The following is a 25098-nucleotide window of genomic DNA, read 5'->3' on the forward strand; positions in this document are numbered from 1 at the left end:
GGTCTCCTTTGCCATCATAAATTATTCTCCCAATTTGTCAAGATGGAATATTCACATTAAAATAGAGATATGCAATATTCTTCATTATTCATATAGAGTAGGTGATTTTTTGCAGACAGTCATGATTGTAGGGGCCGGTAAGGGTGGAACTTCTATATTAAAAATATTAAAAGAAACAGCTATGCTTGATGTTAAAGTAGTGATTGATCGTGATCTAGAGGCGGAAGGGATAAAACACGCCAAAACGGAAGGAATCATTACAGATATTGATTGGCGTAAATATATAGAAACAGTTGATATTATTATTGAGGTAACTGGTGATGAAAATGTTTTTCGTGAATTAAGAGATGCTCGCTCTAAGAATACGGTTCTTATTCCTGGAAGTGTAGCCTTCCTTGTTACCATGTTAATTGAAGAAAAAGAAAAGTTGCTTGATAAAGTGCAAAATGATGCATATAAGCATGACTTGATTTTTAATTCGACTGACGATGGGATGATTGTAGTAAATAAAGACGGGGTAGTTACCCTTTTTAATAGCAGTGCGGAGAGAATGACAGGAATTAGCCAGAAAGAGGCGATTGGAAAACCAATCCTCGAAGTTATTCCTTCAAGCCAGTTGCCACGTATTTTAATAACCAGGAAAATTGAAGCGAATCATGAGTTGGTATTAACGAATGGCATGCATGTGATAACCACCCGAATCCCGATGATTGATGAAAATAATCAATTGATTGGGGCATTTTCTGTCTTTAAAGATAAAACAGAGTTAATGGACTTGGCCTTGGAAATAACGAATTTAAACGAGATAAAGACCATGCTTCAAGCGATTATTCAATCTAGTGATGAAGCGATTTCTGTTGTAGACGAAAACGGAAATGGGATTATGATTAACCCTGCTTATACTAGGCTTACGGGATTGACGGAGGAACAAGTCATCGGGCAACCAGCGAATGCAGATATTTCAGAAGGCGAAAGTATGCATATGAAAGTACTCCAAACGAGAAGGCCAGTAAGAGGAGTAACGATGAGAGTTGGACCAAATAAAAAAGATGTTATTGTTAATGTCGCTCCTATAATTGTTGATGGGAAATTAAAAGGTAGCGTCGGTGTCATTCATGATATGTCTGAAATTCAAAGTTTAAATAAAGAGCTGAGTAGAGCAAGGCAAATCATTCGTACTCTTGAAGCAAAATACTCGTTTGATGATATTATTGGCCGTTCGGAGGAAATTCAGCTTTCGATTGAACAAGCAAGACTTGGTGCGAAAACTCCAGCAACGGTATTGCTTCGCGGTGAATCAGGAACGGGAAAAGAACTTTTTGCACACGCGATCCATAATGGTAGTGATCGGAAATATAACAAGTTCATACGTGTTAACTGCGCGGCATTATCAGAAAGTCTCCTCGAGAGTGAACTGTTTGGCTATGAGGAAGGAGCGTTCTCGGGTGCGAAACGTGGGGGGAAAAGAGGGTTCTTTGAAGAAGCGAATAATGGGAGTATTTTTCTAGATGAGATTGGTGAGTTGACGGCCAATACACAAGCGAAGCTGTTAAGAGTGCTACAGGAAAATGAAATTACTAGAGTAGGTGGGACCAAATCGATCCCGATTAATGTTCGAGTGATCGCTGCCACGAATGTAAATATTGAGAAGGGCATTGCAAACGGTACTTTTCGGGAAGACTTATATTATCGTCTCAATCGAATGCCTATTCATATTCCTGCTTTGAGATTCAGAAAAGAGGATATTCCGTTGTTGTGCGAAAGGCTCATCCAAAAAATAAATCAAGATTATGGACGAAATGTGGAGGGAATCACACCGCTCGCAATGAAGCAACTTATGCGTTACGATTGGCCAGGTAATGTTCGAGAATTAGAAAACATTCTTGGGCGGGCAATCATTTTTATGACCAACCATGAAACGGAAATTGATATTTTGCACGTCCCTGTTTTAATTAAGGAGCAAGATCAGTTGCCAAAGGTGACAGCTGAGGAAGACAAAAAGGAGTCATTGGCAGAACTCGTTGAAGAGTTTGAAGCAAAAATAATCGCTCAAACCTTAGCGGAACTAAAAGGAAATAAAACAGCAACTGCAAAGAAATTGGGATTATCCGTTCGAAATTTATATTATAAGCTTGATAAATACAATCTTGCCAGAAGTGGCGTGCAATAAATTTCATGCAGTGAAATAATTTGCAGGTTAATCCATGCATAATAAAACGTTTTCATATTTTATTTTTTGGCATGCTTCTTGCATAATGTTATACAGGAGTATCGTAAGCTTAGGGGTAAAAAGGGGTTGAACTTAATGACATTGGATTTGCTAATAGAAAGAGCAACCCAATATGAAGAGAAGACCGTAGCAGTAGCGGCGGCAGACGATGTAGAGGTTATTGATGCAGTTATAGAGGCTTTAAGGCTCAGGATAGCTAATTTCTTTCTATATGGAGATAAAGAGCAAATTTTGTCTATACTGAGGGAAAAAGCCCCAGAACTAGTAAGAAGTGAAAAAATAAAGATTTTTCATACCAACTCAAGTGTTTCTGCTGCTGAACATGCAGTTAAAGCAATTAAATTAAATGAAGCAAATGTACTTATGAAGGGAAATGTTCCAACAGCTACTCTCTTAAAGGCAGTACTTAATAAAGACTTCGGTTTACGAACAGGGAATGTGTTATCGCATATCTCCGTTTTTGAAGTTGCTGGTTATGACCGTTTTACAATTGTTACCGATGCAGCTATGAACATAAATCCTGATTTAGATACAAAAATTCAAATCATTAATAATTCGGTAAAACTTGCGAAATCAATCGGAATTGAAACTCCACGTGTGGCCGTCATTGCAGCAGTAGAAGTCGTAAATCCATCAATGCCAGCAACAATGGATGCAGCGATCTTAACTCAAATGAATCGAAGAAGCCAAATAAAGGATTGCATCATAGACGGACCATTGGGTCTTGATAATGCCATTTCTCTCGAAGCTGCTAAGCAGAAAAAGATTAACAGTGAGGTGGCTGGACGAGCTGATATTTTATTAGTGCCAACTATTGAAGTAGGAAATACACTATATAAATCACTCGTATATTTTGCTGGTGCTAGGGTTGGAGCAATTATCGCCGGAGCAAAAGTACCAATTGTTTTAACATCTAGAGCAGATTCAGCGGAAAGTAAAGTGTATTCACTTGCTCTGGCAATTTGTTCTGTTTGTAAATAAAGAAAACACTGTTGGTTGAGGAGGAAGACGTTAATGGAAATTTTTAAGTATATGGAAACTTATGATTACGAGCAATTGGTGTTTTGCCAAGATAAACAATCGGGATTAAAGGCGATTATCGCTATACATGATACAACATTAGGTCCGGCCTTAGGTGGAACGCGGATGTGGACATACGAGTCAGAAGAAGCTGCGATTGAAGATGCCTTGCGTCTAGCAAAGGGAATGACTTACAAAAATGCAGCTGCAGGATTAAATCTTGGCGGTGGAAAAACCGTTATTATAGGTGATCCGCGTAAAGATAAAAATGAAGAAATGTTTCGTGCGTTCGGTCGTTATATTCAAGGATTAAATGGACGCTACATTACAGCGGAAGATGTAGGAACAACGGTAGCAGATATGGATTTAATTCATGAAGAAACGGATTACGTAACGGGTATCTCACCGGCATTTGGTTCATCTGGGAATCCATCACCTGTAACTGCATATGGTGTTTATCGTGGGATGAAAGCTGCTGCAAAGGAAGCGTTCGGTACGGATTCCCTTGAAGGAAAAGTTGTTGCCGTACAAGGGGTAGGGAATGTAGCATATAACTTGTGCCGTCATCTTCATGAAGAAGGCGCACAATTAATTGTTACGGATATAAATAAAGAAGCTGTACAAAGGGCTGTTGAAGATTTTGGAGCCAAAGCGGTAGAGCCAAATGAAATTTATAGTGTTGAATGTGATATTTATGCACCATGTGCTCTTGGGGCAGTCATTAATGATCTCACGATTCCCCAAATTAAAGCGAAAGTTATTGCAGGAGCGGCAAACAACCAGTTACGTGACCCACGCCATGGTGATATCATTCATGAAATGGGAATTGTTTATGCGCCAGATTACGTAATTAATGCAGGCGGAGTAATTAACGTAGCAGATGAGTTATACGGTTATAATCATGAGAGAGCAATGAAAAAAGTTGAGACGATCTACACTAATATTGAGAAGGTAATTGAAATTGCAAAACGTGATAGAATTCCGACATATAAAGCGGCTGATCGAATGGCAGAAGAGCGAATCGAAAGAATGCGTAATTCTAGAAGTCAATTCTTACAAAACGGACATCATATTTTAAGTCGACGTTAATGCACGGACAAGGAAGGCTGAGAATTCAGCCTCTTGTCTTTTACATAGTAGTATAAAGCTTGGATACAATGGAGGTTTACACGTTGCATGAATTAATGAATCGAATTCTTGTAATCAACCCGGGTTCTACATCAACGAAAATCGGAGTATTCGATAATGACCTTTCAATTTTTGAAAAGACCATACGACACGAATCAGACCAGATCAATTCGTTTGACAATATTATTGATCAATATGAATTCAGAAAACAGACGATACTTGAGACGCTTGATATTGAAGGAATAAATATATCAAAGCTGAGTGCTGTTTGTGGACGTGGTGGCTTACTTCGCCCCATTGAAGGTGGGACGTATGAAGTGAACGATATGATGCTTTTAGACTTAAGGGCTGGTTATTCAGGACAACACGCATCAAATCTGGGAGGAATTATTGCCTTTGAAATTGCATCTGGTTTAAATATCCCAGCTTTTATTGTCGATCCTGTTGTTGTAGATGAACTTGATCCGATCGCACGTATTTCTGGTTTTCCATTAATTGAACGGAAAAGTATTTTCCATGCACTTAATCAAAAAGCGGTTGCTAGGAGGGTGTCGAAGTCCCTCGGGAAAAGGTATGAGGACCTGAACCTAATTGTGACTCATATGGGTGGAGGGATCACTGTAGGGGTTCATAAAAATGGTAGAGTGATTGAGGTGAATAATGGATTGCATGGTGATGGACCATTTAGTCCGGAGCGTGCGGGGACAGTACCAGCTGGTGATTTAATTTCCTTATGTTATTCAGGAGATTTTTATAGAGAAGAAGTTATGAAGAAACTAGTCGGTCAAGGCGGACTTGTTGGGTATCTTGGTACGAATGATGCGCTAAAAGTAGAAGAAATGATCCGTAAGGGAGATAAGCAGGCTAAGCTTATATACTCAGCGATGGCATACCAGGTTGCGAAAGAGATTGGTGCAGCGAGTAGTGTATTAGCAGGAAAAGTAGATGCGATTATTCTTACGGGTGGATTGGCGTACGGGAAAGGATTTGTTAAAGAAATCAGTGATCGTGTCAATTGGATAGCGGACGTAATGATTGAACCTGGTGAAAATGAGTTACAGGCTCTTGCGGAAGGTGCGTTAAGAGTGTTAAGAGGAGAAGAAGAGGCGAAACAATATCCAAATGGAATAAAAGACACCGTTCATAGCAAGTAACGAGGAGGGTTTGGTTTGGCAGAAGAATATGATTTAGTCATTTTAGGCGGAGGTACTGGTGGATATGTGGCAGCAATACGTGCGTCACAGCTTGGATTAAAAACGGCCATCGTGGAGAAGACAAAGTTAGGTGGAACTTGTTTACATAAAGGGTGTATTCCTAGTAAAGCATTACTTCGAAGTGCAGAGGTATATCGTACGACCAAAAAAGCGCAGGATTTTGGTGTAATTGCCTCAAACATTTCATTAGATTTCAGTAAGGTTCAAGAAAGAAAGAATAAAATAGTTGAGGGGCTCTATAAAGGCGTTCAGCACCTTATGAAACAAGGGAAAATTAGCATATATGAAGGAACGGGCAGGATCTTAGGACCCTCTATCTTTTCACCAATGCCGGGTACCATTTCGGTAGAGATGAACAGCGGAGAAGACAATATGATGTTGTTACCGAAAAATGTCATTGTCGCAACTGGTTCGCGTCCTCGTACATTAGAAGGTCTTGAAATCGATGGTTCACAGGTACTTACCTCTGATGAAGCACTGCAACTTTCTTCTGTTCCTAAGTCGATCATTATTGTTGGCGGCGGTGTGATTGGAATTGAGTGGGCATCGATGCTTTCAGATTTTGGAACAGATGTAACCGTAATAGAGTATAGTGACCGCATTATTCCAACAGAAGATCGCGAAATTTCAAAGGAAATGCAGCGCTTAATGAAGAAAAAAGGAATTAAATTGGTTACCAGTGCTAAAGTTTTACCAGAAACTATAAAAAAGGAAAACGATGTTGTGATTTCAGCTGATGTAAAAGGAACAATTAAGGAATTTTCAGCCGAGAAGATATTAGTTTCTGTAGGTCGGCAGGCAAATGTGGAAGGAATTGGACTTGAAAACACAGATATTGAGATAGAAAAAGGAGTTATTAAAACAAACTCTTTCTATCAAACAAAGGAATCCCATATTTATGCAATTGGTGATGTCATTGGTGGACTTCAGTTGGCTCATGTAGCTTCACATGAAGGAATTGTTGCAGTTGAGCATATTGTCCGGGAGAACCCTTCACCAATTGATTATAGTCTTATTTCCAAGTGTATATACTCTAATCCTGAGGTAGCTAGTGTAGGATACACAGAGGAAGAAGCGAAAGAAAGAGGATTCGAAGTAAAAGTAGGGAAATTCTCATTCCGAGCCATTGGTAAAGCACTTGTGTATGGTGAATCTGATGGATTTGTAAAAATCATTGCTAATAAGAAAACGGATGATATTTTGGGTGTCCATATGATCGGCCCACACGTAACAGATATGATTTCAGAGGCAGGGTTGGCTAGAGTGTTGGATGCCACTCCGTGGGAAATTGCTCAAACGATTCACCCTCACCCGTCGTTATCTGAAGCAATTGGAGAAGCAGCCCTTGCTGTAGATGGGAAAGCTTTACACGGGTGAGTGTATGTGTACTCCATAAATACAAATGTCCACAAAAGGTGTCTGTCACCGTTTAATAGGAGGTTATGATAATGGGTGAAAATCGTCATCTTGCATTAGGTTTGAGTGATGAGATGGTTTTAGAAATGTATGAAATGATGCTACTTGCTCGTCGAATTGATGAGCGGATGTGGCTGTTAAATCGCGCGGGTAAAATTCCGTTCGTTATTTCGTGTCAAGGTCAAGAGGCTGCTCAAGTCGGTGCAGCATTTGCATTAGATCGTGAGAAGGATTACGTTCTTCCATATTATCGAGATATGGGTGTTGTCCTAACGTTTGGTATGACCGCGAAAGATCTCATGTTGTCGGGTTTTGCTAAGGAAGAAGATCCAAACTCAGGTGGGCGTCAAATGCCTGGTCACTTTGGACAAAAGAAAAACCGGATTGTCACAGGTTCTTCTCCAGTAACTACGCAGGTTCCTCATGCAGTTGGAATTGCCCTTGCTGGTAAAATGGAAAACAAAGATTTAGTGACATTCGTTACGTTTGGAGAAGGCTCATCGAATCAGGGAGACTTTCATGAAGGAGCAAACTTTGCTGGTGTTCATAAACTTCCAGTCATCTTTATGTGTGAAAACAACAAGTATGCGATTTCCGTCCCAATCGAAAAACAACTTGCATGTGAAAATGTTTCTGATCGAGCGATTGGTTATGGCATGCCAGGTGTAACGGTGGATGGAAACGACCCACTTGAAGTATACAAGGCAGTGAAAGAAGCAGCAGACCGCGGACGTCGCGGGGAGGGCCCAACATTGGTAGAGACCGTTTCTTACCGATTAACTCCTCACTCCTCTGATGATGATGACCGAAGCTATCGCGGTCAAGAAGAGGTAGCGGAAGCAAAAGCGAAGGATCCAATTCTTACATTTGCTTCTTATCTAACAGAAGTTGGACTCCTAAATGATGATTTATCAAAGGAAATTAATGATCGAATAATGATACAAGTAAATGAAGCAACCGACTATGCAGAAAATGCACCATATGCAGCTCCAGAAAGTGCATTAAAGCATGTGTATGCTGAGAAGTAAGGGGGAAGAAATCAATGCCTGTAATCTCATATATTGATGCGGTAACTATGGCGATCCGTGAGGAGATGGAGCGCGATTCGAAAGTATTTGTCTTAGGTGAAGACGTGGGTAAAAAGGGCGGTGTGTTCAAAGCAACGCAAGGCTTATATGAGCAATTTGGAGAGGCTCGAGTAATTGACACTCCACTAGCTGAATCAGCTATTGCAGGAGTCGGAATAGGCGCAGCGATGTATGGTATGAGACCAATTGCTGAAATGCAGTTTGCTGATTTTATTATGCCCGCAGTAAATCAAATTATTTCCGAAGCAGCAAGAATCCGTTATCGCTCTAACAATGATTGGAGTTGCCCCATTGTAGTGCGTGCTCCTTATGGTGGAGGCGTTCACGGTGCACTTTACCACTCTCAATCTGTTGAGGCGGTATTTGCCAATCAGCCTGGTCTAAAAATTGTGATGCCTTCAACTCCTTATGATGTAAAAGGTCTGTTAAAGGCAGCTATTCGCGATGACGATCCTGTTCTGTTTTTTGAGCATAAGCGTGCCTATCGCTTAATCAAAGGGGAAGTTCCAGCTGATGATTATGTTCTTCCAATTGGTAAGGCAGATGTTAAACGAGAGGGAGAAGACATTACCGTCATTACTTATGGTTTATGTGTTCACTTTGCTTTACAAGCGGCAGAAAAATTAGCTAGTGACGGGATTTCAGCCCATATACTTGACTTACGTACCGTGTATCCATTGGATAAAGAGGCGATTATTGAGGCAGCTTCTAAAACGGGAAAGGTCCTGTTAGTGACGGAGGATAACAAGGAAGGCAGCATTATGAGCGAAGTAGCGGCGATCATCGCTGAGAACTGCTTGTTTGATTTAGATGCACCGATTAAGCGCTTAGCAGGCCCTGATATCCCAGCTATGCCATACGCTCCAACGATGGAAAAATACTTTATGGTAAATCCAGATAAGGTTGAAAAAGCGATGCGTGAGCTTGCTGAATTTTAATAGGGATTAAAGGTTAACAAGGAGGTAATGAATTGGCTATCGAACAAATCAAAATGCCTCAGCTTGGGGAGAGTGTAACAGAAGGAACGATTAGCAAATGGCTCGTTTCAGTTGGGGACACGGTAAACAAATATGATCCTCTAGCAGAGGTAATGACTGATAAAGTAAATGCAGAAGTACCTTCGTCCTTCTCAGGAAAGATTGTTGAACTTATTGCTAGTGAAGGAGAAACATTAGAGGTTGGTGCCATTATCTGTACCATTGAAATTGAAGGGCAAGATAGTACACCTCAGGAAACGATAACAAAGAATCAAACAGAGGGAAATGTTCAAATACCTGAAGTGAGTGATGCGCCAAATAAAGCACGCTATTCACCAGCAGTCTTAAAGCTTTCTGGGGAGCATGGAATTGACTTAACTCAGGTATCTGGTTCTGGAGCGGGAGGTCGAATTACTCGTAAAGACCTTCTGGCAATCATAGAGTCCGGAGCTGTTGTGCCACCTCAACCAAAAGTGGAAGCTGTACCAACTACTCCAGCTCCAAAAGCAGTAGAAAAAGCAGCGCCTGCTCCAATGGATGTTCCTGTAACAGCCGGGGATATAGAAATTCCGGTTTCAGGTGTTAGAAAAGCAATTGCGGCTAATATGTTACGCTCCAAGCATGAGGCACCACATGCCTGGACGATGGTTGAAGTCGATGTCACGAATTTAGTTGCATACAGAAACTCCATCAAATCGGAGTTTAAGGCAAAAGAAGGATTTAACTTAACATTCTTTGCTTTCTTTGTAAAAGCAGTCGCTCAAAGCCTAAAGGAATTCCCGCAAATGAACTCTATGTGGGCAGGAGATAAAATTATCCAGAAGAAGGATATTAATATTTCCATAGCTGTTGCAACAGAGGATGCTTTATATGTTCCAGTTATTAAGCACGCGGATGAAAAGACCATTAAAGGGATTGCAAGAGAAATTACTGAATTAGCGTCTAAAGTAAGAGCTGGAAAATTAACAAGTGCTGATATGCAAGGTGGTACGTTCACTGTTAACAACACCGGTTCGTTTGGATCCGTTCAATCCATGGGAATTATTAATTACCCTCAAGCAGCCATTCTACAAGTAGAATCCATCGTTAAACGTCCGGTTGTCATGGATGGAGGTATGATTGCTGTAAGAGACATGGTTAATCTTTGTCTATCGCTTGATCACCGTGTTCTTGATGGACTTGTGTGCGGAAGATTCTTAAAACGGGTGAAAGATATCCTTGAGGCAACCACAAAGGAAAATACATCTATCTACTAATACAAAAAAGCCGTTGTCAATTTAGACAGCGGTTTTTCTTCTTTGCAATTATTCCCATGTGTACTACAATAAGGGTAAGATCAATCATTTAAAATTTTACCTCAATTTATCTTTCGGAGGGAGGGGAGCCGTGGCAAATTTGACACGGCATACTATGCAAATAAAAGATATGAAACATGCGTCATTCCCACTTTGGCAAGAAGAAGACTGGACCGAAAAAAGTGAACAGTCACTGAAAGGAAAAAAAGTAGAACATTTAATAAAACATACATACGAACAGATAAAAATGAAACCGCTTTATTTTAAAAAAGAACAATTCTGTTCTCAATTTCCTGGTATCCCAGATTTTCGAAGAGGAATTGATTCGTATTTGGGGGAGAAGCAACCATGGAGAATAGCTCAGACCATTCACGCGTCTACCGAAAATGAGCTAAAAGAAAAGATGGAAGCTGCAATCAAAGGCGGACAGTCCGCTGTTTCTTTCTCTGTTCAAGAGGATATCTCCTATCAATCTATATTTGAAGCGTTTGCGGGTCGTTTCCCAGTTTGCGTACATGCAAAGAAAGGTCACCAATCCCAACTCCTCTCAGAGCTCTGTAGCGTCAAACAGAGAAGTGATATTCAAGGTTTTATTGCAACGGACCCGTTAGCCCAATTGGTTTCAGATGGCTATTTAGAAGAGCCGGTGAACGATGTGTATGATGAATTAGCAAAAAACATTCAAATTGCCTCACAAAAATTCCCAGAACTAAAAACAATTCTTGTTGATACAACTCCCTATCATAATGGGGGGGCTAACGCCGTCCAAGAGATTGCGATTTCTCTTGCAACTGCCGTATTCCACCTAGAAGAACTTTCAAACCGAAATATACCGATCCAAACCATATTATCTAAATATATTTTTCACTTCTCAATAGGAGCTAATTTCTTTATGGAAATTGCTAAGTTAAGAGCAGCACGAATGCTTTGGAGTGAAATTGTAAAAGCATACGGAGGAAGTACCGAAAATCAAAAAATGGTCATATCAGCACGAACATCAATCTTTACAAAAACAGTTTATGATCCATATGTAAATCTTCTCCGATCGAGTAATGAAGCATTTGCTGCATTCATCGGAGGAGTTCAATATTTGCATGTAAGTCCATTTAATGAGCTAGAAGGGAATGGAGCAGAGTTCTCCGACCGAATTGCTCGAAATACTCAGCTTATTTTAAAAGAAGAAGCGCTTATTTGTAAAACACACGATCCAGCTGGAGGTTCCTGGTATATAGAAGAACTAACTGAGGAGATTGCCAAGAAGGCATGGGAGCTGTTTTTGCAAATCGATGATTATGGCGGTATGCTATCCTCCCTTGTTGATGGTGACATCCAATCACAAATTTCTAGTGTATTGGATAATAGAAAGAATGATAGTTTCACAAGAAAACAATCGATTATCGGTACCAATATGTACGCAAATTTGGAAGATCAACCATTAAAATTATGCATGCAGCAAAAAACAACACCTGAAGCAGTAGCCATCAAGATACCCGAGCTAAAGCAATCTAGACTTTCAGAACCCTATGAAACCCTTAGAAGGCTTTCTGAAAAACTAGAACGGCAACCAGTGGTGGGGCTTATTTGTATAGGTGGATTAAAACAGTTTAAACCACAAGTAGATTTTATGGAGGGCTTTCTTGCACCAGGTGGAATTGCTACAGAAAAAAATGAGGGAACTGACAGTTGGGAACAAATTCAGAAGTATATTGAAAGTAGTAACCATTCAACGTACTGCTTGTGTGGAGCGTATGGAGTACTTGAGGAATTGGGGCTTACCATCGTGAAAGAATTTCATACGAATTATCCAGAAAAACGACTATATTTGGCAGGGCTACCTGAAGCAAAGGATGTCTGGCTTCAATCAGGTGTAACGGACTTTTTTCATCGACAAAGTAACTGCTATGATTCTCTATCGAGTCTTTTGACTGAAATGGAGGAAACCACACATGCTTAACAAACCTAATTTTCGTCAAATAAAGATATCCTCTTTTAAGGAAGAAAAGAGCAACCGAGAAAAAGAAGAAATAACTGCCTCCATAGAGGATTTATTTTACGAAACAAATGAACAAATCAAAGTAAAGTCTTTATATACGAGAGATGATCGTGATCATGTTGCTCATCTTGGAGATTTACCTGGTTTGCCCCCCTTTACTAGGGGACCATATCCTACGATGTATGTTAATAGGCCATGGACCGTAAGGCAATATGCAGGCTTTTCTACCGCAGAAGAAAGTAATGCTTTTTATCGTAGAAACTTAGCAATGGGACAAAAGGGACTGTCAGTAGCATTTGATTTAGCCACCCATAGAGGCTACGATTCTGATCATCCACGCGTTGTAGGTGACGTAGGAAAAGCAGGTGTTGCTATAGACTCTGTACTCGATATGAAAACCTTATTTGATGGCATTCCTCTTGACCAGATGTCTGTATCGATGACAATGAATGGAGCTGTTTTGCCGATCATGGCCTTTTACATTGTAACAGCTGAGGAGCAGGGGGTACGTAAGGAACAGTTGTCTGGGACGATTCAAAATGATATTTTAAAAGAATATATGGTTCGTAATACATATATTTATCCACCAGAAATGTCGATGAAAATTATCTCTGATATTTTTTCCTATACTTCTAAGTATATGCCGAAATTCAATAGTATTAGTATTTCAGGATATCATATGCAGGAGGCGGGAGCACCAGCAGATATTGAACTTGCATACACACTAGCAGACGGGCTCGAATATGTTCGAACAGGTCTAAAAGCGGGTATTGATATCGATTCCTTTGCCCCAAGATTATCATTTTTTTGGGCGATTGGTATGAATTATTTCATGGAAGTAGCTAAAATGAGGGCAGGGCGTTCCATTTGGGCAAAGATGATGAAGTCGTTTTCTCCTCAAAATGAGAAATCTATGGTGTTACGTACCCATTCCCAAACATCTGGATGGAGCTTAACTGAACAGGACCCGTTTAATAATGTGACTCGCACACTTATCGAAGCGCATGCTGCAGCGATGGGCCATACTCAATCTCTTCACACAAATGCTCTAGATGAAGCTATTGCACTTCCAACCGATTTTTCTGCTAGAATTGCGCGCAATACGCAGTTATTTCTTCAGGAAGAAACCGGAATCACGAATGTGATTGACCCTTGGGGTGGATCGTATTATGTTGAAGCACTAACAGAAGAGTTGATTAAACGTGCGTGGGAGCATATTGAAGAGATTGAAGAGCTAGGTGGAATGGCAAAAGCAATTGAAACGGGATTGCCAAAAATGAAGATTGAAGAAGCGGCAGCAAAGCGCCAAGCTAAAATTGACTCAGGCGAGGAAACAATCATCGGTGTCAATTGTTACCGAGTTGATAAAGAGGAAGATATTGAGATTTTAGACATAGATAACACGGCTGTAAGATTAAAGCAAATTGAAAAACTGGCATACGTAAAGGCGAATCGAGACGAGCAAGAAGTAAAGCGAACTCTAGAAGCATTAACAAAAGGGGCACAGACAGGTGAGGGAAACCTCCTTGAACTTGCGGTAAACGCTGCTAGGGCCCGTGCAACGATCGGAGAAATTTCAGATGCGGTGGAAGCTGTTGCAGGAAGACACAAAGCGATTATCCGCTCAATTAGTGGAGTATATAGCTCAGCGTACTCGAATGAAGAGGAAATGAAAGAAGTTCAGCGTATGACAGAGGAATTTTTAGAAAATGAAGGACGTCGGCCAAGAATCCTTATAGCAAAGATGGGACAGGACGGTCACGATAGGGGAGCAAAAGTGATATCAACAGCTTTTGCTGATTTAGGATTTGATGTGGATATAGGACCGTTATTCCAAACACCAAAGGAGACCGCTTTACAAGCGATCGAAAATGATGTTCACGTGATTGGTATAAGCTCACTTGCTGCCGGCCATAAAACACTGCTTCCACAATTAATGAAAGAATTAAAGGACTTAGGTCGGGATGATATTTTAGTGGTAATCGGTGGTGTAATCCCTGCTCAAGATTATGACTATTTATATGGTAAAGGGGCCGCCGCTATTTTTGGACCTGGGACCGTCATTCCAGTAGCCGCTCAAAAGGTAGTAAGAGCAATCTATGAGCGATTAGGCTATGAGGAAGTGGATAAGTAATGAAAGGTAATCATTTAGAAGATCGTTTTTCTTCTGCAAAACGATTTCAAAAAAAAGTAAATAAAACACCAACGGTCGAGGAACTTTGCTCAGGGCTAAGGAATGGAAATCGTTCTATGCTCGCTCAAGCGATCACATTAATCGAAAGCAATGCCGACCACCACTTTAAAAAGGGGCAGGAGCTTCTTCAACAAATTCTTCCCTTCTCAGGTAAATCGGTTCGAATTGGCATTTCAGGTGTACCAGGAGCGGGGAAAAGTACCTTTATTGACTCACTTGGGGTGTACTTATGTGAACAAGGCATTAGGGTAGCTGTTCTAGCTGTTGATCCTAGCTCTAAGCGGAGTGGTGGGAGTATTTTAGGGGACAAAACGAGAATGGAACAACTATCTAGGACAGAGTTAGCTTTTATTCGACCGTCCCCTACGGGAGGAAAGTTAGGTGGCGTTCATCGAAAAACGAAGGAATCTATTGCTCTTTGCGAAGCTGCGGGTTATGAAGTCATTATTGTAGAGACAGTTGGTGTGGGACAAAGCGAGGTTCTAGTGAGAGACATGGTAGACTTCTTTATGCTCCTAGTATTAACAGGAGCTGGTGACGAGCTACAAGGGATGAAAAAGGGAATCATGGAGCTTGCCGATGCCATTGTTGTAAATAAAGCGGATGGTGAAAATGAAGCTGCCGCACGAAGAACTAGGGATGAATATAATCAAATTCTGCATTTCCTTCAACCCTCAACTACTAATTGGGAAACGAGAGCGCATGTATGCTCAAGCTTATATAATAAAGGAATTGAGGAAATGTGGCGGACAATTGACCAATTTGTCCATGAAACGACACAATCAGGAGTGTTCGAGGAGCGAAGAAGACAACAAACAAAGGATTGGATGCACGCCTTAATCACGGATCAGCTTCAGTTACAATTTTACGCTCACGAAAAAATAAAAGAATTGCTTCCTCAGCTTGAAAGAGCTGTAGTTGATGGTGATCAGACGGTTACCCTTGCAGTAGACCTTCTATTCAAATATTTTTATGAAAAAAAATAAAAAAAGGAAGGTCACACATACGGTGACCTTCATCTAAGGAGTAGGGGTATGATCTAGCTGTGCTTATATGATACCCTTTTTTTAATACCTTAAACCTTTCTGATTGTATATTTGTATCTCATATTGGTATATTGAATATATAATAATGAAATGATGGAGGGACTTTTCGTGAATATGGATTTTAATTTATTTATGAATGATGTGGTTCGACAAGCGCGACAAGAAATTGTTGCTGCTGGTTATACAGAATTAAAGACGTCAGAAGATGTGGAAGATGCACTTTCCAAGTCAGGTACAACACTTGTTATGGTCAACTCAGTATGTGGTTGTGCAGGTGGTATTGCCCGTCCGGCAGCGATGTATTCTGTACACTACGATAAAAAGCCTGATCAATTAGTGACGGTTTTTGCTGGTCAAGACAAAGAAGCAACAGCAACAGCACGTTCTTACTTTACTGATTATCCACCATCTTCTCCTTCTTTTGCTTTATTAAAAGACGGAAAAATTTTAACAATGGTTGAGCGTCATGAAATTGAAGGGCATGAACCAATGGCAGTTGTACAAAAGTTACAAGAAGCATTCGATAAATATTGTGAAGAAGTATAACCTCAGGTCTCTGAGGTTTTTCTTTTGAATCTTCATCGGTTAACAGTTGAATTGAAAGCGCCATCAAGGGTAAGGTAACTAATGGGAAATTAACATATAGGAGTAAAATATAAAATGGAATTTAAAATTGGTTACCGAACGGTAAAGACCGCCTTGGGAGCAGCTGCTTCCATTATGATTGCTCAGGCTTTTGGCCTTTCGAGTTTTACATCTGCGGGAATTCTTACCATCCTTTGCATTCAAGTAACAAAGAAGAAAAGTGTCCGTGCTTCCTGGGAACGGTTTTTAGCTTGCATGGTGGCAATGGTTTTTTCAATCATTATTTTTGAAGGTATTGCTTTCCATCCCGTCATGATCGGACTTTTATTATTATTATTCATTCCTACAGCAGTAATGGTGGGAGCAAGCGATGGGATTGTGTCGAGTACGGTTATTATTCTGCATTTGTACTCAGCTGGACATATTACAAAGAGTCTATTATTGAATGAATTGGGTTTGATTATTATTGGAATTGGTGTGGCCCTAATTATGAACTTGTATATGCCAAGTTTAGAAAATAAGCTGATTGATTATCAAAGGAAAATAGAGGAGAACTTCAAAGCCATCTTTGATGAAATTATCTTATATTTAAAGAATAATAAAACGGATTGGGATGGTCATGAAATCACTGAAACAGCAACGCTTATTGATGAGGCAAAGACTCTAGCTTTCCGTGATGTAGAAAACCATTTCCTCCGAAACGAGAACTTATATTATCACTATTTTAAAATGAGAGAAAAGCAATTTGAAATTATTGAAAGAGTGCTGCCACTTGTTAGTTCTATTTCTTTAACCGTTGAACAGGGAGAGATGATTGCGGAATTTATTGAAGACCTCTCAAATAATATTCACCCAGGGAACACAGCGGATATTTATATTGAAAAATTAGAGAGGATGAGAGTGGAATTTCAGAAAATGGAGCTTCCTAGAACACGTGAGGAATTTGAGACACGGGCAGCTCTGTTGCATTTCACAAAGGAAATGGAGCAATATTTAACGATTAAAAAGGACTTTGTTGGAATGAAAAAATCAAAAGCGAATAAAAGGAAGAAGATGCTACAAACTACTAAGGAGAAATAATACGGAAGGTGATCATATGGTATCCTTTCTTCTAGCTTTAGTTATAGCATTTACTTCAAATCCTATTTGGCCATTAGGGGAAAATCCTCTTCCGGGGGACCCTTTTTTAATTGTCAATAAAGCTACAAATGAAGTAGCTTTAATTAATGAAAATCGAGTTCAGACAGTGGTAAAAGCTGCAACAGGTAAAACGGAGGAGTTAACGCCTGAAGGATTATTCACGATAACGGTTAAGGCAAAAAATCCTTATTATCGAAAAAACAATATTAATGGTGGAGATCCAGAAAATCCTTTAGGTACAAGATGGATCGGCTTTGACGCAAATGAAACCGATGGAAGAATCTATGGTCTTCATGGAACCAACACACCTAGTTCCATAGGTAAGTATGTGTCGCAGGGGTGTGTGAGACTTCAAAATGAAGCCATTGAATCTCTCTATGATTTCATTCCAATAGGCACAAAGGTATTAATCACAACAACAAATGAAAACTATGCAGAAATAGCAAAAGAATACGGAGCGATTTCAAAATAAAAAGTCACTTAAGGCCCAACCCTTAAGTGACTTTTTATTGTTTATAAAAATGCAACAACTCCAGCTAGTATGGTAGATGCTAGCATCGCAAATAGCATTACATAAACAACAATCTTCTGTGTTTTCTTATTTCCCATTTTCTATCTCCTCTCAGGCAGAACTTTTCTACGTTTATTTTACTAGGAAAAGATAAATTGAACAACCGCTCAGGTTCTAAGAAGGGATTTTTGTCCAAAAAGCGAATATTTATAATTATATTACTTTTGAGGGAGATGGAAAAAGTGATAAATAATGTTGATCACATCGGGATTGCTGTAAAATCAATTGATGCATGCTTGCCTTTTTATACAGAGACTCTTGGATTAAAGCTTGTCGGAATTGAAGAAGTTCCATCAGAACAGGTAAAAGTAGCCTTTATAGACACGGGAAACGTCATGTTAGAGTTATTGGAATCGACAAATTTTGAAAGCGCTATCTATAAGTTTGTCGAAAAGCGTGGAGAAGGAATCCATCACATCGCTCTAGGGGTAGATTCTATTGAATCTAGGATTCAGGAATTTAAAGAGAAGGGTGTACAAATGATTCATGACAAACCAAAAGAAGGAGCACATCATGCACGAGTGGCCTTTATGCATCCAAAATCTACTCATCATGTGCTTTTCGAATTGTGTCAAAGAGATGGGGGGAGTCAAAAATGATCGACATCTATGAGAAAATCAATGATTTATATGACCGGAAAAGAGAAGTAGAGTTAGGTGGGGGAGATCAAAAAATTGAAAAGCAGCATGAAAAAGGAAAGCTGACAGCAAGGGAGAGAATCGATCTTCTTGTTGACAAGGGGACCTTTATTGAACTGAACCCTTTTATTGAACATAGATGCAAGGATTTTGGTTTGGAGAATCAAAAGGGTCCAGGCGACGGTGTAGTTACTGGCTATGGAAAGGTAAATGGTCGTCCAATCTATTTGTTCTCTCAAGATTTTACGGTTTTTGGTGGAGCGTTAGGGGAGATGCATGCGAATAAAATAGCGAATGTAATGGACTTGGCTGCGAAGAATGGTGCACCATTTATTGGGCTGAATGATTCGGGTGGAGCTAGAATTCAAGAAGGAGTCGTGTCTCTCGATGGCTACGGAAAGATCTTTTATCGAAATGCCATTTACTCTGGAGTCATACCGCAAATATCTGTGATTATGGGTCCGTGTGCAGGTGGGGCGGTGTATTCCCCAGCCATCACTGATTTTGTGTTTATGGTGGATCAAACGAGTCAAATGTTCATAACAGGTCCTAAGGTAATTGAAACGGTTACGGGTGAGAAAATAAGTCCCGAGGATTTAGGAGGGGCAAAGGTACATAACTCCATAAGTGGAAATGCTCATTTTCATGCATCAACGGAGGAAGAAGTACTTGCGGGGGTCCGGCAATTATTAAGCTATCTTCCACAGAATAATGAAGAAAAAGCCCCGATTGGTCAGTATGAAGCTGATTGGGATTACCGTCCTGATTTAACCGATGTGGTACCATTTGACTCAGTCCGTCCGTACGATGTGAGAAAGGTAATTGAGCAAGTAGTAGATGAAGGTTCTTTCATGGAGGTTCAAAAGGATTTCGCCAAAAATATCGTTGTCGGGTACGCTCGAGTAAAGGGTGAAGTAATTGGATTAGTATGTAATCAACCAAAGTTTATGGCCGGTGGGTTGGACATAGACTCGTCTGATAAAGCAGCCAGATTTATTCGTTTCTGTGACTCGTTTAACATACCTATTATCACATTTGAGGATGTCACAGGCTTCTTCCCTGGTGTAAAGCAGGAACATGGTGGAATCATCCGACACGGAGCAAAAATATTGTATGCCTATTCAGAAGCAACGGTCCCAAAATTAACGATTATTTTGCGAAAAGCTTATGGCGGAGCCTATGTTGCATTAAACTCGAAGTCTATCGGTGCTGATCTTGTATTTGCTTGGCCTAACGCTGAAATAGCAGTGATGGGGCCGCAGGGGGCTGCGAATATTATTTTTGCAAGAGAAATTAACCAAAGTGAAGATCCAGAGGCGACAAGAGCACAAAAAATTGAGGAATATCGTGATAAATTTGCTAATCCATATGTGGCCGCAAGTATGGGGATGGTAGATGACGTCATTGATCCGCGTGAAACAAGAATTAAAATTATCCAAGCTTTAGAGATGCTTCGTAATAAAAAAGATACCCGTCCTAATAAAAAGCATGGAAATATTCCCCTTTAAACCCATTCATTTGCTGATTATGATACGAAAAAGTTATACTACAAGAGTGAGTGAATGATTGATGGAGGGTACAGAATGATTAATGAAGAAAGATTGTTAAAGGAATTTCTAGAGCTCGTTCAAGTGGACTCAGAAACAAAGAATGAAGCAGAAATAGCAAAGGTATTAAAACAGAAGTTTTTAGAGCTAGGCGTTGAAGTGGTTGAAGACGATACAACTGCAACGACTGGACACGGGGCAGGAAACTTAATTTGTACACTTAAAGGCTCAAAGGAGCAGGTAGACACCATCTACTTCACTTCCCATATGGATACGGTTGTGCCTGGTAAAGGCATCAAACCAAGCATTAAGGATGGTTATGTAGTAACAGATGGTACATCCATTCTCGGAGCGGATGATAAAGCGGGACTTGCCGTTATGCTTGAAGTGGTTCGTGTGTTAAAGGAACAATCTATATCGCATGGAACAATTCAATTTATCATTACTGTTGGAGAAGAGTCTGGATTGGTTGGTGCCAAAGCATTAGATCCATCCTTACTTGTAGCAAAATACGGCTATGCTCTAGATAGTGACGGTAAAGTAGGTAATATTATTGTTGCTGCACCTACGCAGGCAAAAGTAAAGGCAATGATTTTTGGAAAGACAGCACATGCTGGCGTGGCACCTGAAAAAGGGATATCGGCTATTACGATTGCTGCAAAAGCCATTTCAAGAATGCCTCTTGGTCGAATTGATGAGGAAACAACTGCAAATATCGGTCGTTTTGAAGGCGGTACGCAAACCAATATCGTTTGTGATCACGTTGAAATCTTAGCTGAGGCACGCTCGTTAGTAAATGTGAAAATGGAAGAGCAAGTGAAAAAAATGAAAGCTGCCTTCGAAGAAGTGGCCTCAGAAATGGGTGGCAGAGCAGAGGTTGAAATTCAAGTTATGTACCCTGGCTTTAAATTTGGAGAAGGAGACCATGTGGTTGAAGTGGCGAGGAAAGCTGCTGCTAAAATTGGTCGAACCTCTGAACTGTTAAGAAGCGGCGGGGGCAGTGATGCGAATGTAATAGCTGGATTTGGAATTCCCACCGTTAACTTGGCAGTGGGTTATGAAGAAATTCATACAACGAATGAAAGAATGCCTATTGAAGAACTCAATAAGCTGGCAGAGTATGTGATTGCTATCATTGAAGAAGTTTCTGCCTAATGGACAAAGAGTGAGGAGTAAATCCTTCACTCTTTTTTTGTTACTTTCGATAGACAAGATAGCAGGAATGTTAGTATGATACAGGTATAAAGTATGATGAATTTGTACTAGATTGGAGCGAGTACCCATGCTTACAACAACAAAAGTAGTCGTTTTTCAAGTAGGGACGGAAGAATATGCGATTCCTATTGAACAAGTGATCTCGATAGAGAAGGTGGAAGGAATTACACCAATCCCTCATTTACCTGTGTACGTGAAAGGAATCGTGAAAGTAAGAGGAGAATTACTGCCTGTTCTTGATCTTGAAGAAATCTTATATCACCGAACCATTCAGTACAATGATCAAACGAGGATGATTGTCGTAAAGACAGATGAATTAACCATTGGAGTCCTTGTTAACGACGCAAAAGAGATTATTGATATTGAAAAGGAAAATTTAAAGCAGTTAGGGCTAGTAGCATTTAATAAAACAAGTTACTTTACTTCCATTGCCAACTTGGAATCTCGTTTAATTACGTTGATCGATCCATCTAAGCTTGTTCAATCGCTAGAAGGAATAAATGAAATCCAACAATATATGAAATCACACCAAGAAGAGTAGCCTGTGGCTCTCTTTTTTTCGTCATCCAATACTTCTGGTAAAATATAAGGACAATGGTGAGGAGGTGGGCTATGCGAGAAATGTACCCGAAAAACGGTCGTGTCATCCTTCATGTGGATATGAATAGCTTTTATGCATCCGTGGAAATGGCTTACGATCAAAGTTTAAAGGGGAAGCCACTTGCGATTGCAGGCAATGTTGAGGAAAGACGTGGTATCATTGTTACCTGCAGCTATGAAGCAAGGCATGTTGGGGTGAGAACGACAATGCCGTTATGGGAAGCGAGAAAATTATGCCCTGATTTAATCGTGATGAAACCCAATTTTGAGCGCTATCGGGCTGCCTCTATCGCTATCTTTGATCTGTTAAGGCAGTTTTCGGACCTTGTAGAGCCGGTTTCCATTGATGAAGGATATGTAGATATTACAGAAAGCTACGAGTTTGGATCACCTCTTGAAATTGCAAAAACCATTCAAGCTAGGATGTTAGAACAGTTTGATCTTCCTTGCAGCATCGGGATTGCTCCCAATAAATTTTTAGCAAAAACAGCATCTGATATAAAAAAGCCATTAGGAATAACGGTTCTTAGAAAAAGGGATATCAAACAAATTCTGTGGCCAATGAATGTGGGTGAAATGCACGGTGTTGGTCAAAAGACAGCTGAGAAATTGAAGACAATAGGAATCCTTACGATTGGTGATTTAGCAAAAGGAAATGAGATTCAGTTAAAAGCACTTCTTGGAATCAATGGAGTACGTCTTAAGGAACGAGCGAACGCGATTGATCACCGTGAAGTGGACCCCAATTCTGTTTCTGACTTTAAAAGCGTTGGAAACTCAACCACTCTTCCGAAGGATGTTACAAATATCAGAGAGTTAAACGAAGTTTTGGAGAAGCTCGCAGAGAAAGTATCTGCAAGACTAAAAGCAAAACAAGTGTTGGCAACGGGATTAAGTGTAACGATACGGTATAAGGATCGAAAAACGTTGACTAGAAGCAAAAAACTAAATAATCCAGTAGATAAACAAGATGAAATTTCTCAACTTGCCAAAAAATTGTTTCATTCCAATTGGAATGGGAATGCCATCCGTCTTCTTGGAATCACAGGGACAGACTTAATACATGTGAATGAAGCAGTGAAACAGCTAGATCTTTTCTCTTATGAACGCGATGCAAAAAAAGAGCCGCTATTAAATGCTGTTTCAAAATTAAGAGAAAAATATGGTACGGCCATTATAAATCGGGCAGGAATGGCTCGGAAGAAAAAGCAAACGCCGTCAATTGGGACAGATACGAGCTTTAATAAAGATTTTTTACATACGGCGCGAGATAGGAAAGAAGAGTAACATAGATAAAGAAATTCAGGAAAAAATATATTTGAATATTTAATAATCACCTTACTTGCGCTTTTTGCTTAATCTTGCTAAAGTAAAGTGGATTCTTATGTATATAAGTATTTAGCTAGAAGGGAAGTAAAAAAATGACAAAACAACAATTTGGTGTTATTGGGTTAGCAGTAATGGGGAAAAACCTTGCTTGGAACATCGAGAGCCGAGGCTACACTGTCTCAGTTTACAATCGTTCAAGCGAAAAAACAGATGAGATGCTTGCGGAATCAAATGGAAAAAATATATTTGGTACATATAGCATGGAAGAATTTGTTGAATCATTAGAAAAGCCACGTAAAATCATGCTTATGGTTAAAGCTGGTGTGCCAACTGATGCAACAATTGATCAATTAAAGCCATTACTTGATAAAGGTGATATCGTTATTGACGGTGGAAATACGTATTTTGTTGATACACAGCGCCGCAATAAAGAACTTAGTGAATTAGGTATCCACTTTGTTGGAACAGGCGTTTCAGGCGGAGAAGAGGGTGCGCTTAAAGGGCCTTCTATTATGCCAGGTGGACAAAAAGAAGCTTATGAATTAATCGCACCTATCTTTAAGGATATTTCTGCGAAGGTTGACGGTGAGGCTTGTACAACGTATATCGGTCCAGATGGAGCAGGTCATTATGTGAAAATGGTTCATAATGGAATTGAATACGGAGATATGCAGTTAATCTCTGAGTCTTACTTCTTATTAAAGCATGTACTTGGTCTTAGCGCAGAAGAGCTTCATGAAGTATTTGCTGAGTGGAACAAAGGTGAGCTTGATAGCTACCTAATCGAAATTACAGCTGATATTTTTACGAAAAAGGACGAAGAAACAGGTAAGCCTCTTGTTGACGTTATCCTTGATACGGCTGGACAAAAGGGTACAGGTAAGTGGACAAGCCAAAGCTCTCTTGACCTTGGGGTACCTCTACCAATCATTACAGAGTCGGTATTCGCTCGTTTCCTTTCAGCAATGAAGGAAGAACGTGTTCATGCTAGCAAAGTATTAGGTGGACCAACTGCGAAGGAATTTACTGGTGATAAGAAGGCATTTATCGAGTCAGTTCGTAAAGCTCTTTATATGAGTAAGATTTGTTCATACGCACAAGGCTTCGCACAAATGCGTGCAGCTTCAGAAGAATATAACTGGGATTTACAATACGGAGAAATTGCAATGATCTTCCGTGGAGGATGTATTATTCGTGCTCAATTCCTTCAAAAGATTAAAGAAGCATATGATCGTGACGGCCAGCTTAAAAACTTATTACTTGATCCATATTTCAAGGAAATTGTTGAGAGCTACCAGCATGCTCTTCGTGACATCATGGTTGTTGCCGTTCAAAACGGTATTCCTGTACCATGTTTCTCTGCTGCCCTTTCATACTACGACAGCTACCGTACAGAAACACTTCCAGCGAATCTGTTACAAGCTCAACGTGATTATTTTGGTGCACATACGTACCAACGTACAGATAAAGAAGGAACATTCCATACAAACTGGTTCTAAGCCTTCTAGAAGCAAAAATAGCCTACCCAATAGGGTAGGCTATTTTGCGTGCCATTGAAGCGGCTAAGGAGCGTGAAAAAGCTCCTATCTTAAATGGTAAAGAGTTCCGTTTTGAAGTGCATTTCTTAAAATACGTGCCGAATGACAGTCGTATTGGAATCGTTATTGGTATTTAAAAGTACTTAATCGAATAACTAGCAAAAGTAATATTAGCGGAGAATTTCCGGTTAGATGCAGAATGGAGCCTCGTTTCGGGGTAAATAAGGGGATGTTTTCCGCTTATGCAAAGAAAAATTGCTCCTTTTTGACTTTTTCGAGCCAATAGGCGGAATCTCTCCTTCTATTTACGCTTTTTTTAATAATAATTAATAAT

The 25098-nt window shown here is 40.0% G+C and carries 22 protein-coding genes; 21 read left to right on the forward strand and 1 reads right to left on the reverse strand.

The window, feature by feature from the left end:
* Positions 1-109 precede the first annotated feature (109 nt).
* The 14 genes from ACQ5H4_RS10820 (at position 110) to ACQ5H4_RS10885 (ending at position 17798) form a co-directional block, all read left to right on the forward strand.
* A complete protein-coding gene (locus tag ACQ5H4_RS10820; protein WP_430774924.1) occupies positions 110-2170 on the forward strand; it encodes a sigma 54-interacting transcriptional regulator in 2061 nt (686 codons plus the stop codon).
* A 135-nt stretch (positions 2171-2305) separates the two neighbouring features.
* Positions 2306-3211 carry a phosphate butyryltransferase gene (yqiS, locus tag ACQ5H4_RS10825; RefSeq protein WP_430774925.1) on the forward strand — a complete coding sequence of 302 codons (906 nt, stop codon included), beginning with the start codon at positions 2306-2308 and terminating at the stop codon, positions 3209-3211.
* A 33-nt stretch (positions 3212-3244) separates the two neighbouring features.
* Positions 3245-4339 (forward strand): branched-chain amino acid dehydrogenase, encoded by a 1095-nt coding sequence (gene bcd, locus ACQ5H4_RS10830; protein ID WP_430774926.1) that lies wholly within the window; start codon positions 3245-3247, stop codon positions 4337-4339.
* Between the two features lie 68 nt (positions 4340-4407).
* Entirely contained in the window at positions 4408-5532 is a 1125-nt protein-coding gene (gene buk / locus ACQ5H4_RS10835) for a butyrate kinase (RefSeq protein ID WP_430774954.1), read from the forward strand.
* Between the two features lie 15 nt (positions 5533-5547).
* Positions 5548-6969, forward strand: coding sequence for a dihydrolipoyl dehydrogenase (gene lpdA, locus ACQ5H4_RS10840; RefSeq protein ID WP_430774927.1), 1422 nt, complete (start codon positions 5548-5550; stop codon positions 6967-6969).
* A 71-nt stretch (positions 6970-7040) separates the two neighbouring features.
* Positions 7041-8036 carry a thiamine pyrophosphate-dependent dehydrogenase E1 component subunit alpha gene (locus ACQ5H4_RS10845; protein WP_430774928.1) on the forward strand — a complete coding sequence of 332 codons (996 nt, stop codon included), beginning with the start codon at positions 7041-7043 and terminating at the stop codon, positions 8034-8036.
* Between the two features lie 14 nt (positions 8037-8050).
* Positions 8051-9034, forward strand: coding sequence for an alpha-ketoacid dehydrogenase subunit beta (locus tag ACQ5H4_RS10850; RefSeq protein WP_430774929.1), 984 nt, complete (start codon positions 8051-8053; stop codon positions 9032-9034).
* Positions 9035-9066: 32 nt separating this feature from the next.
* A complete protein-coding gene (locus tag ACQ5H4_RS10855; protein WP_430774930.1) occupies positions 9067-10329 on the forward strand; it encodes a dihydrolipoamide acetyltransferase family protein in 1263 nt (420 codons plus the stop codon).
* Between the two features lie 130 nt (positions 10330-10459).
* Positions 10460-12322, forward strand: a complete 1863-nt coding sequence (locus ACQ5H4_RS10860; protein WP_430774931.1) for a methylmalonyl-CoA mutase family protein — start codon at positions 10460-10462, stop codon at positions 12320-12322.
* Complete coding sequence (gene scpA / locus ACQ5H4_RS10865; protein WP_430774932.1) at positions 12315-14495, forward strand: methylmalonyl-CoA mutase; 2181 nt, start codon at positions 12315-12317, stop codon at positions 14493-14495. The genes ACQ5H4_RS10860 and scpA overlap by 8 nt, the downstream gene beginning before the upstream one ends.
* Positions 14495-15541, forward strand: coding sequence for a methylmalonyl Co-A mutase-associated GTPase MeaB (gene meaB / locus ACQ5H4_RS10870; protein ID WP_430774933.1), 1047 nt, complete (start codon positions 14495-14497; stop codon positions 15539-15541). The genes scpA and meaB overlap by 1 nt, the downstream gene beginning before the upstream one ends.
* Positions 15542-15709: 168 nt before the next feature.
* Positions 15710-16147, forward strand: a complete 438-nt coding sequence (locus ACQ5H4_RS10875) for a BrxA/BrxB family bacilliredoxin (RefSeq protein WP_430774934.1) — start codon at positions 15710-15712, stop codon at positions 16145-16147.
* Between the two features lie 114 nt (positions 16148-16261).
* Entirely contained in the window at positions 16262-17266 is a 1005-nt protein-coding gene (locus ACQ5H4_RS10880; RefSeq protein WP_430774935.1) for an aromatic acid exporter family protein, read from the forward strand.
* 16 nt (positions 17267-17282) lie between these two features.
* A complete protein-coding gene (locus ACQ5H4_RS10885) occupies positions 17283-17798 on the forward strand; it encodes a L,D-transpeptidase (protein WP_430774936.1) in 516 nt (171 codons plus the stop codon).
* Positions 17799-17839: 41 nt separating this feature from the next.
* Here the strand turns inward: ACQ5H4_RS10885 and prli42 are convergent, their stop codons facing one another.
* Complete coding sequence (prli42, locus tag ACQ5H4_RS10890; RefSeq protein ID WP_251514496.1) at positions 17840-17935, reverse strand: stressosome-associated protein Prli42; 96 nt, start codon at positions 17933-17935, stop codon at positions 17840-17842.
* A 135-nt stretch (positions 17936-18070) separates the two neighbouring features.
* Between prli42 and mce the strand changes: the two genes are divergently transcribed.
* From mce to ACQ5H4_RS10925, 7 genes are all read left to right on the forward strand, one after another.
* Positions 18071-18496 (forward strand): methylmalonyl-CoA epimerase, encoded by a 426-nt coding sequence (mce, locus tag ACQ5H4_RS10895; protein ID WP_430774937.1) that lies wholly within the window; start codon positions 18071-18073, stop codon positions 18494-18496.
* Positions 18493-20043: an acyl-CoA carboxylase subunit beta gene (locus ACQ5H4_RS10900; RefSeq protein ID WP_430774938.1), complete on the forward strand. Its 1551-nt coding sequence runs from the start codon at positions 18493-18495 to the stop codon at positions 20041-20043. The genes mce and ACQ5H4_RS10900 overlap by 4 nt, the downstream gene beginning before the upstream one ends.
* A gap of 75 nt (positions 20044-20118) precedes the next feature.
* Positions 20119-21237 carry a tripeptidase T gene (locus ACQ5H4_RS10905; protein ID WP_430774939.1) on the forward strand — a complete coding sequence of 373 codons (1119 nt, stop codon included), beginning with the start codon at positions 20119-20121 and terminating at the stop codon, positions 21235-21237.
* A gap of 127 nt (positions 21238-21364) precedes the next feature.
* The gene (locus ACQ5H4_RS10910) at positions 21365-21838 is read left to right on the forward strand and encodes a chemotaxis protein CheW (protein ID WP_430774940.1); all 474 of its coding nucleotides are present in this window, start codon (positions 21365-21367) and stop codon (positions 21836-21838) included.
* A gap of 71 nt (positions 21839-21909) precedes the next feature.
* Entirely contained in the window at positions 21910-23184 is a 1275-nt protein-coding gene (locus ACQ5H4_RS10915; RefSeq protein WP_430774941.1) for a DNA polymerase IV, read from the forward strand.
* Positions 23185-23318: 134 nt separating this feature from the next.
* Positions 23319-24725, forward strand: coding sequence for an NADP-dependent phosphogluconate dehydrogenase (gene gndA, locus ACQ5H4_RS10920; protein ID WP_430774942.1), 1407 nt, complete (start codon positions 23319-23321; stop codon positions 24723-24725).
* A 44-nt stretch (positions 24726-24769) separates the two neighbouring features.
* Positions 24770-24901: a hypothetical protein gene (locus tag ACQ5H4_RS10925; RefSeq protein ID WP_430774943.1), complete on the forward strand. Its 132-nt coding sequence runs from the start codon at positions 24770-24772 to the stop codon at positions 24899-24901.
* The last annotated feature ends 197 nt before the right edge of the window (positions 24902-25098 follow it).

The sequence above is a fragment of the Bacillus coreaensis genome (genome assembly GCF_050586445.1).
Classification (GTDB): domain Bacteria; phylum Bacillota; class Bacilli; order Bacillales; family Cytobacillaceae; genus Robertmurraya_A; species Robertmurraya_A coreaensis.

What these genes read in the sequence shown, in the direction of transcription:
- ACQ5H4_RS10900 (WP_430774938.1), top strand. Translation starts at nt 18,493, where the DNA reads ATGATCGACATCTATGAGAAAATCAATGATTTATATGACCGGAAAAGA.
- ACQ5H4_RS10905 (WP_430774939.1), top strand. Translation starts at nt 20,119, where the DNA reads ATGATTAATGAAGAAAGATTGTTAAAGGAATTTCTAGAGCTCGTTCAA.
- ACQ5H4_RS10910 (WP_430774940.1), top strand. Translation starts at nt 21,365, where the DNA reads ATGCTTACAACAACAAAAGTAGTCGTTTTTCAAGTAGGGACGGAAGAA.
- ACQ5H4_RS10880 (WP_430774935.1), top strand. Translation starts at nt 16,262, where the DNA reads ATGGAATTTAAAATTGGTTACCGAACGGTAAAGACCGCCTTGGGAGCA.
- gndA (WP_430774942.1), top strand. Translation starts at nt 23,319, where the DNA reads ATGACAAAACAACAATTTGGTGTTATTGGGTTAGCAGTAATGGGGAAA.
- ACQ5H4_RS10885 (WP_430774936.1), top strand. Translation starts at nt 17,283, where the DNA reads ATGGTATCCTTTCTTCTAGCTTTAGTTATAGCATTTACTTCAAATCCT.
- bcd (WP_430774926.1), top strand. Translation starts at nt 3,245, where the DNA reads ATGGAAATTTTTAAGTATATGGAAACTTATGATTACGAGCAATTGGTG.
- yqiS (WP_430774925.1), top strand. Translation starts at nt 2,306, where the DNA reads ATGACATTGGATTTGCTAATAGAAAGAGCAACCCAATATGAAGAGAAG.
- ACQ5H4_RS10845 (WP_430774928.1), top strand. Translation starts at nt 7,041, where the DNA reads ATGGGTGAAAATCGTCATCTTGCATTAGGTTTGAGTGATGAGATGGTT.
- prli42 (WP_251514496.1), bottom strand. Translation starts at nt 17,935, where the DNA reads ATGGGAAATAAGAAAACACAGAAGATTGTTGTTTATGTAATGCTATTT.
- scpA (WP_430774932.1), top strand. Translation starts at nt 12,315, where the DNA reads ATGCTTAACAAACCTAATTTTCGTCAAATAAAGATATCCTCTTTTAAG.
- ACQ5H4_RS10915 (WP_430774941.1), top strand. Translation starts at nt 21,910, where the DNA reads ATGCGAGAAATGTACCCGAAAAACGGTCGTGTCATCCTTCATGTGGAT.
- buk (WP_430774954.1), top strand. Translation starts at nt 4,408, where the DNA reads ATGGAGGTTTACACGTTGCATGAATTAATGAATCGAATTCTTGTAATC.
- meaB (WP_430774933.1), top strand. Translation starts at nt 14,495, where the DNA reads ATGAAAGGTAATCATTTAGAAGATCGTTTTTCTTCTGCAAAACGATTT.
- ACQ5H4_RS10850 (WP_430774929.1), top strand. Translation starts at nt 8,051, where the DNA reads ATGCCTGTAATCTCATATATTGATGCGGTAACTATGGCGATCCGTGAG.
- mce (WP_430774937.1), top strand. Translation starts at nt 18,071, where the DNA reads ATGGAAAAAGTGATAAATAATGTTGATCACATCGGGATTGCTGTAAAA.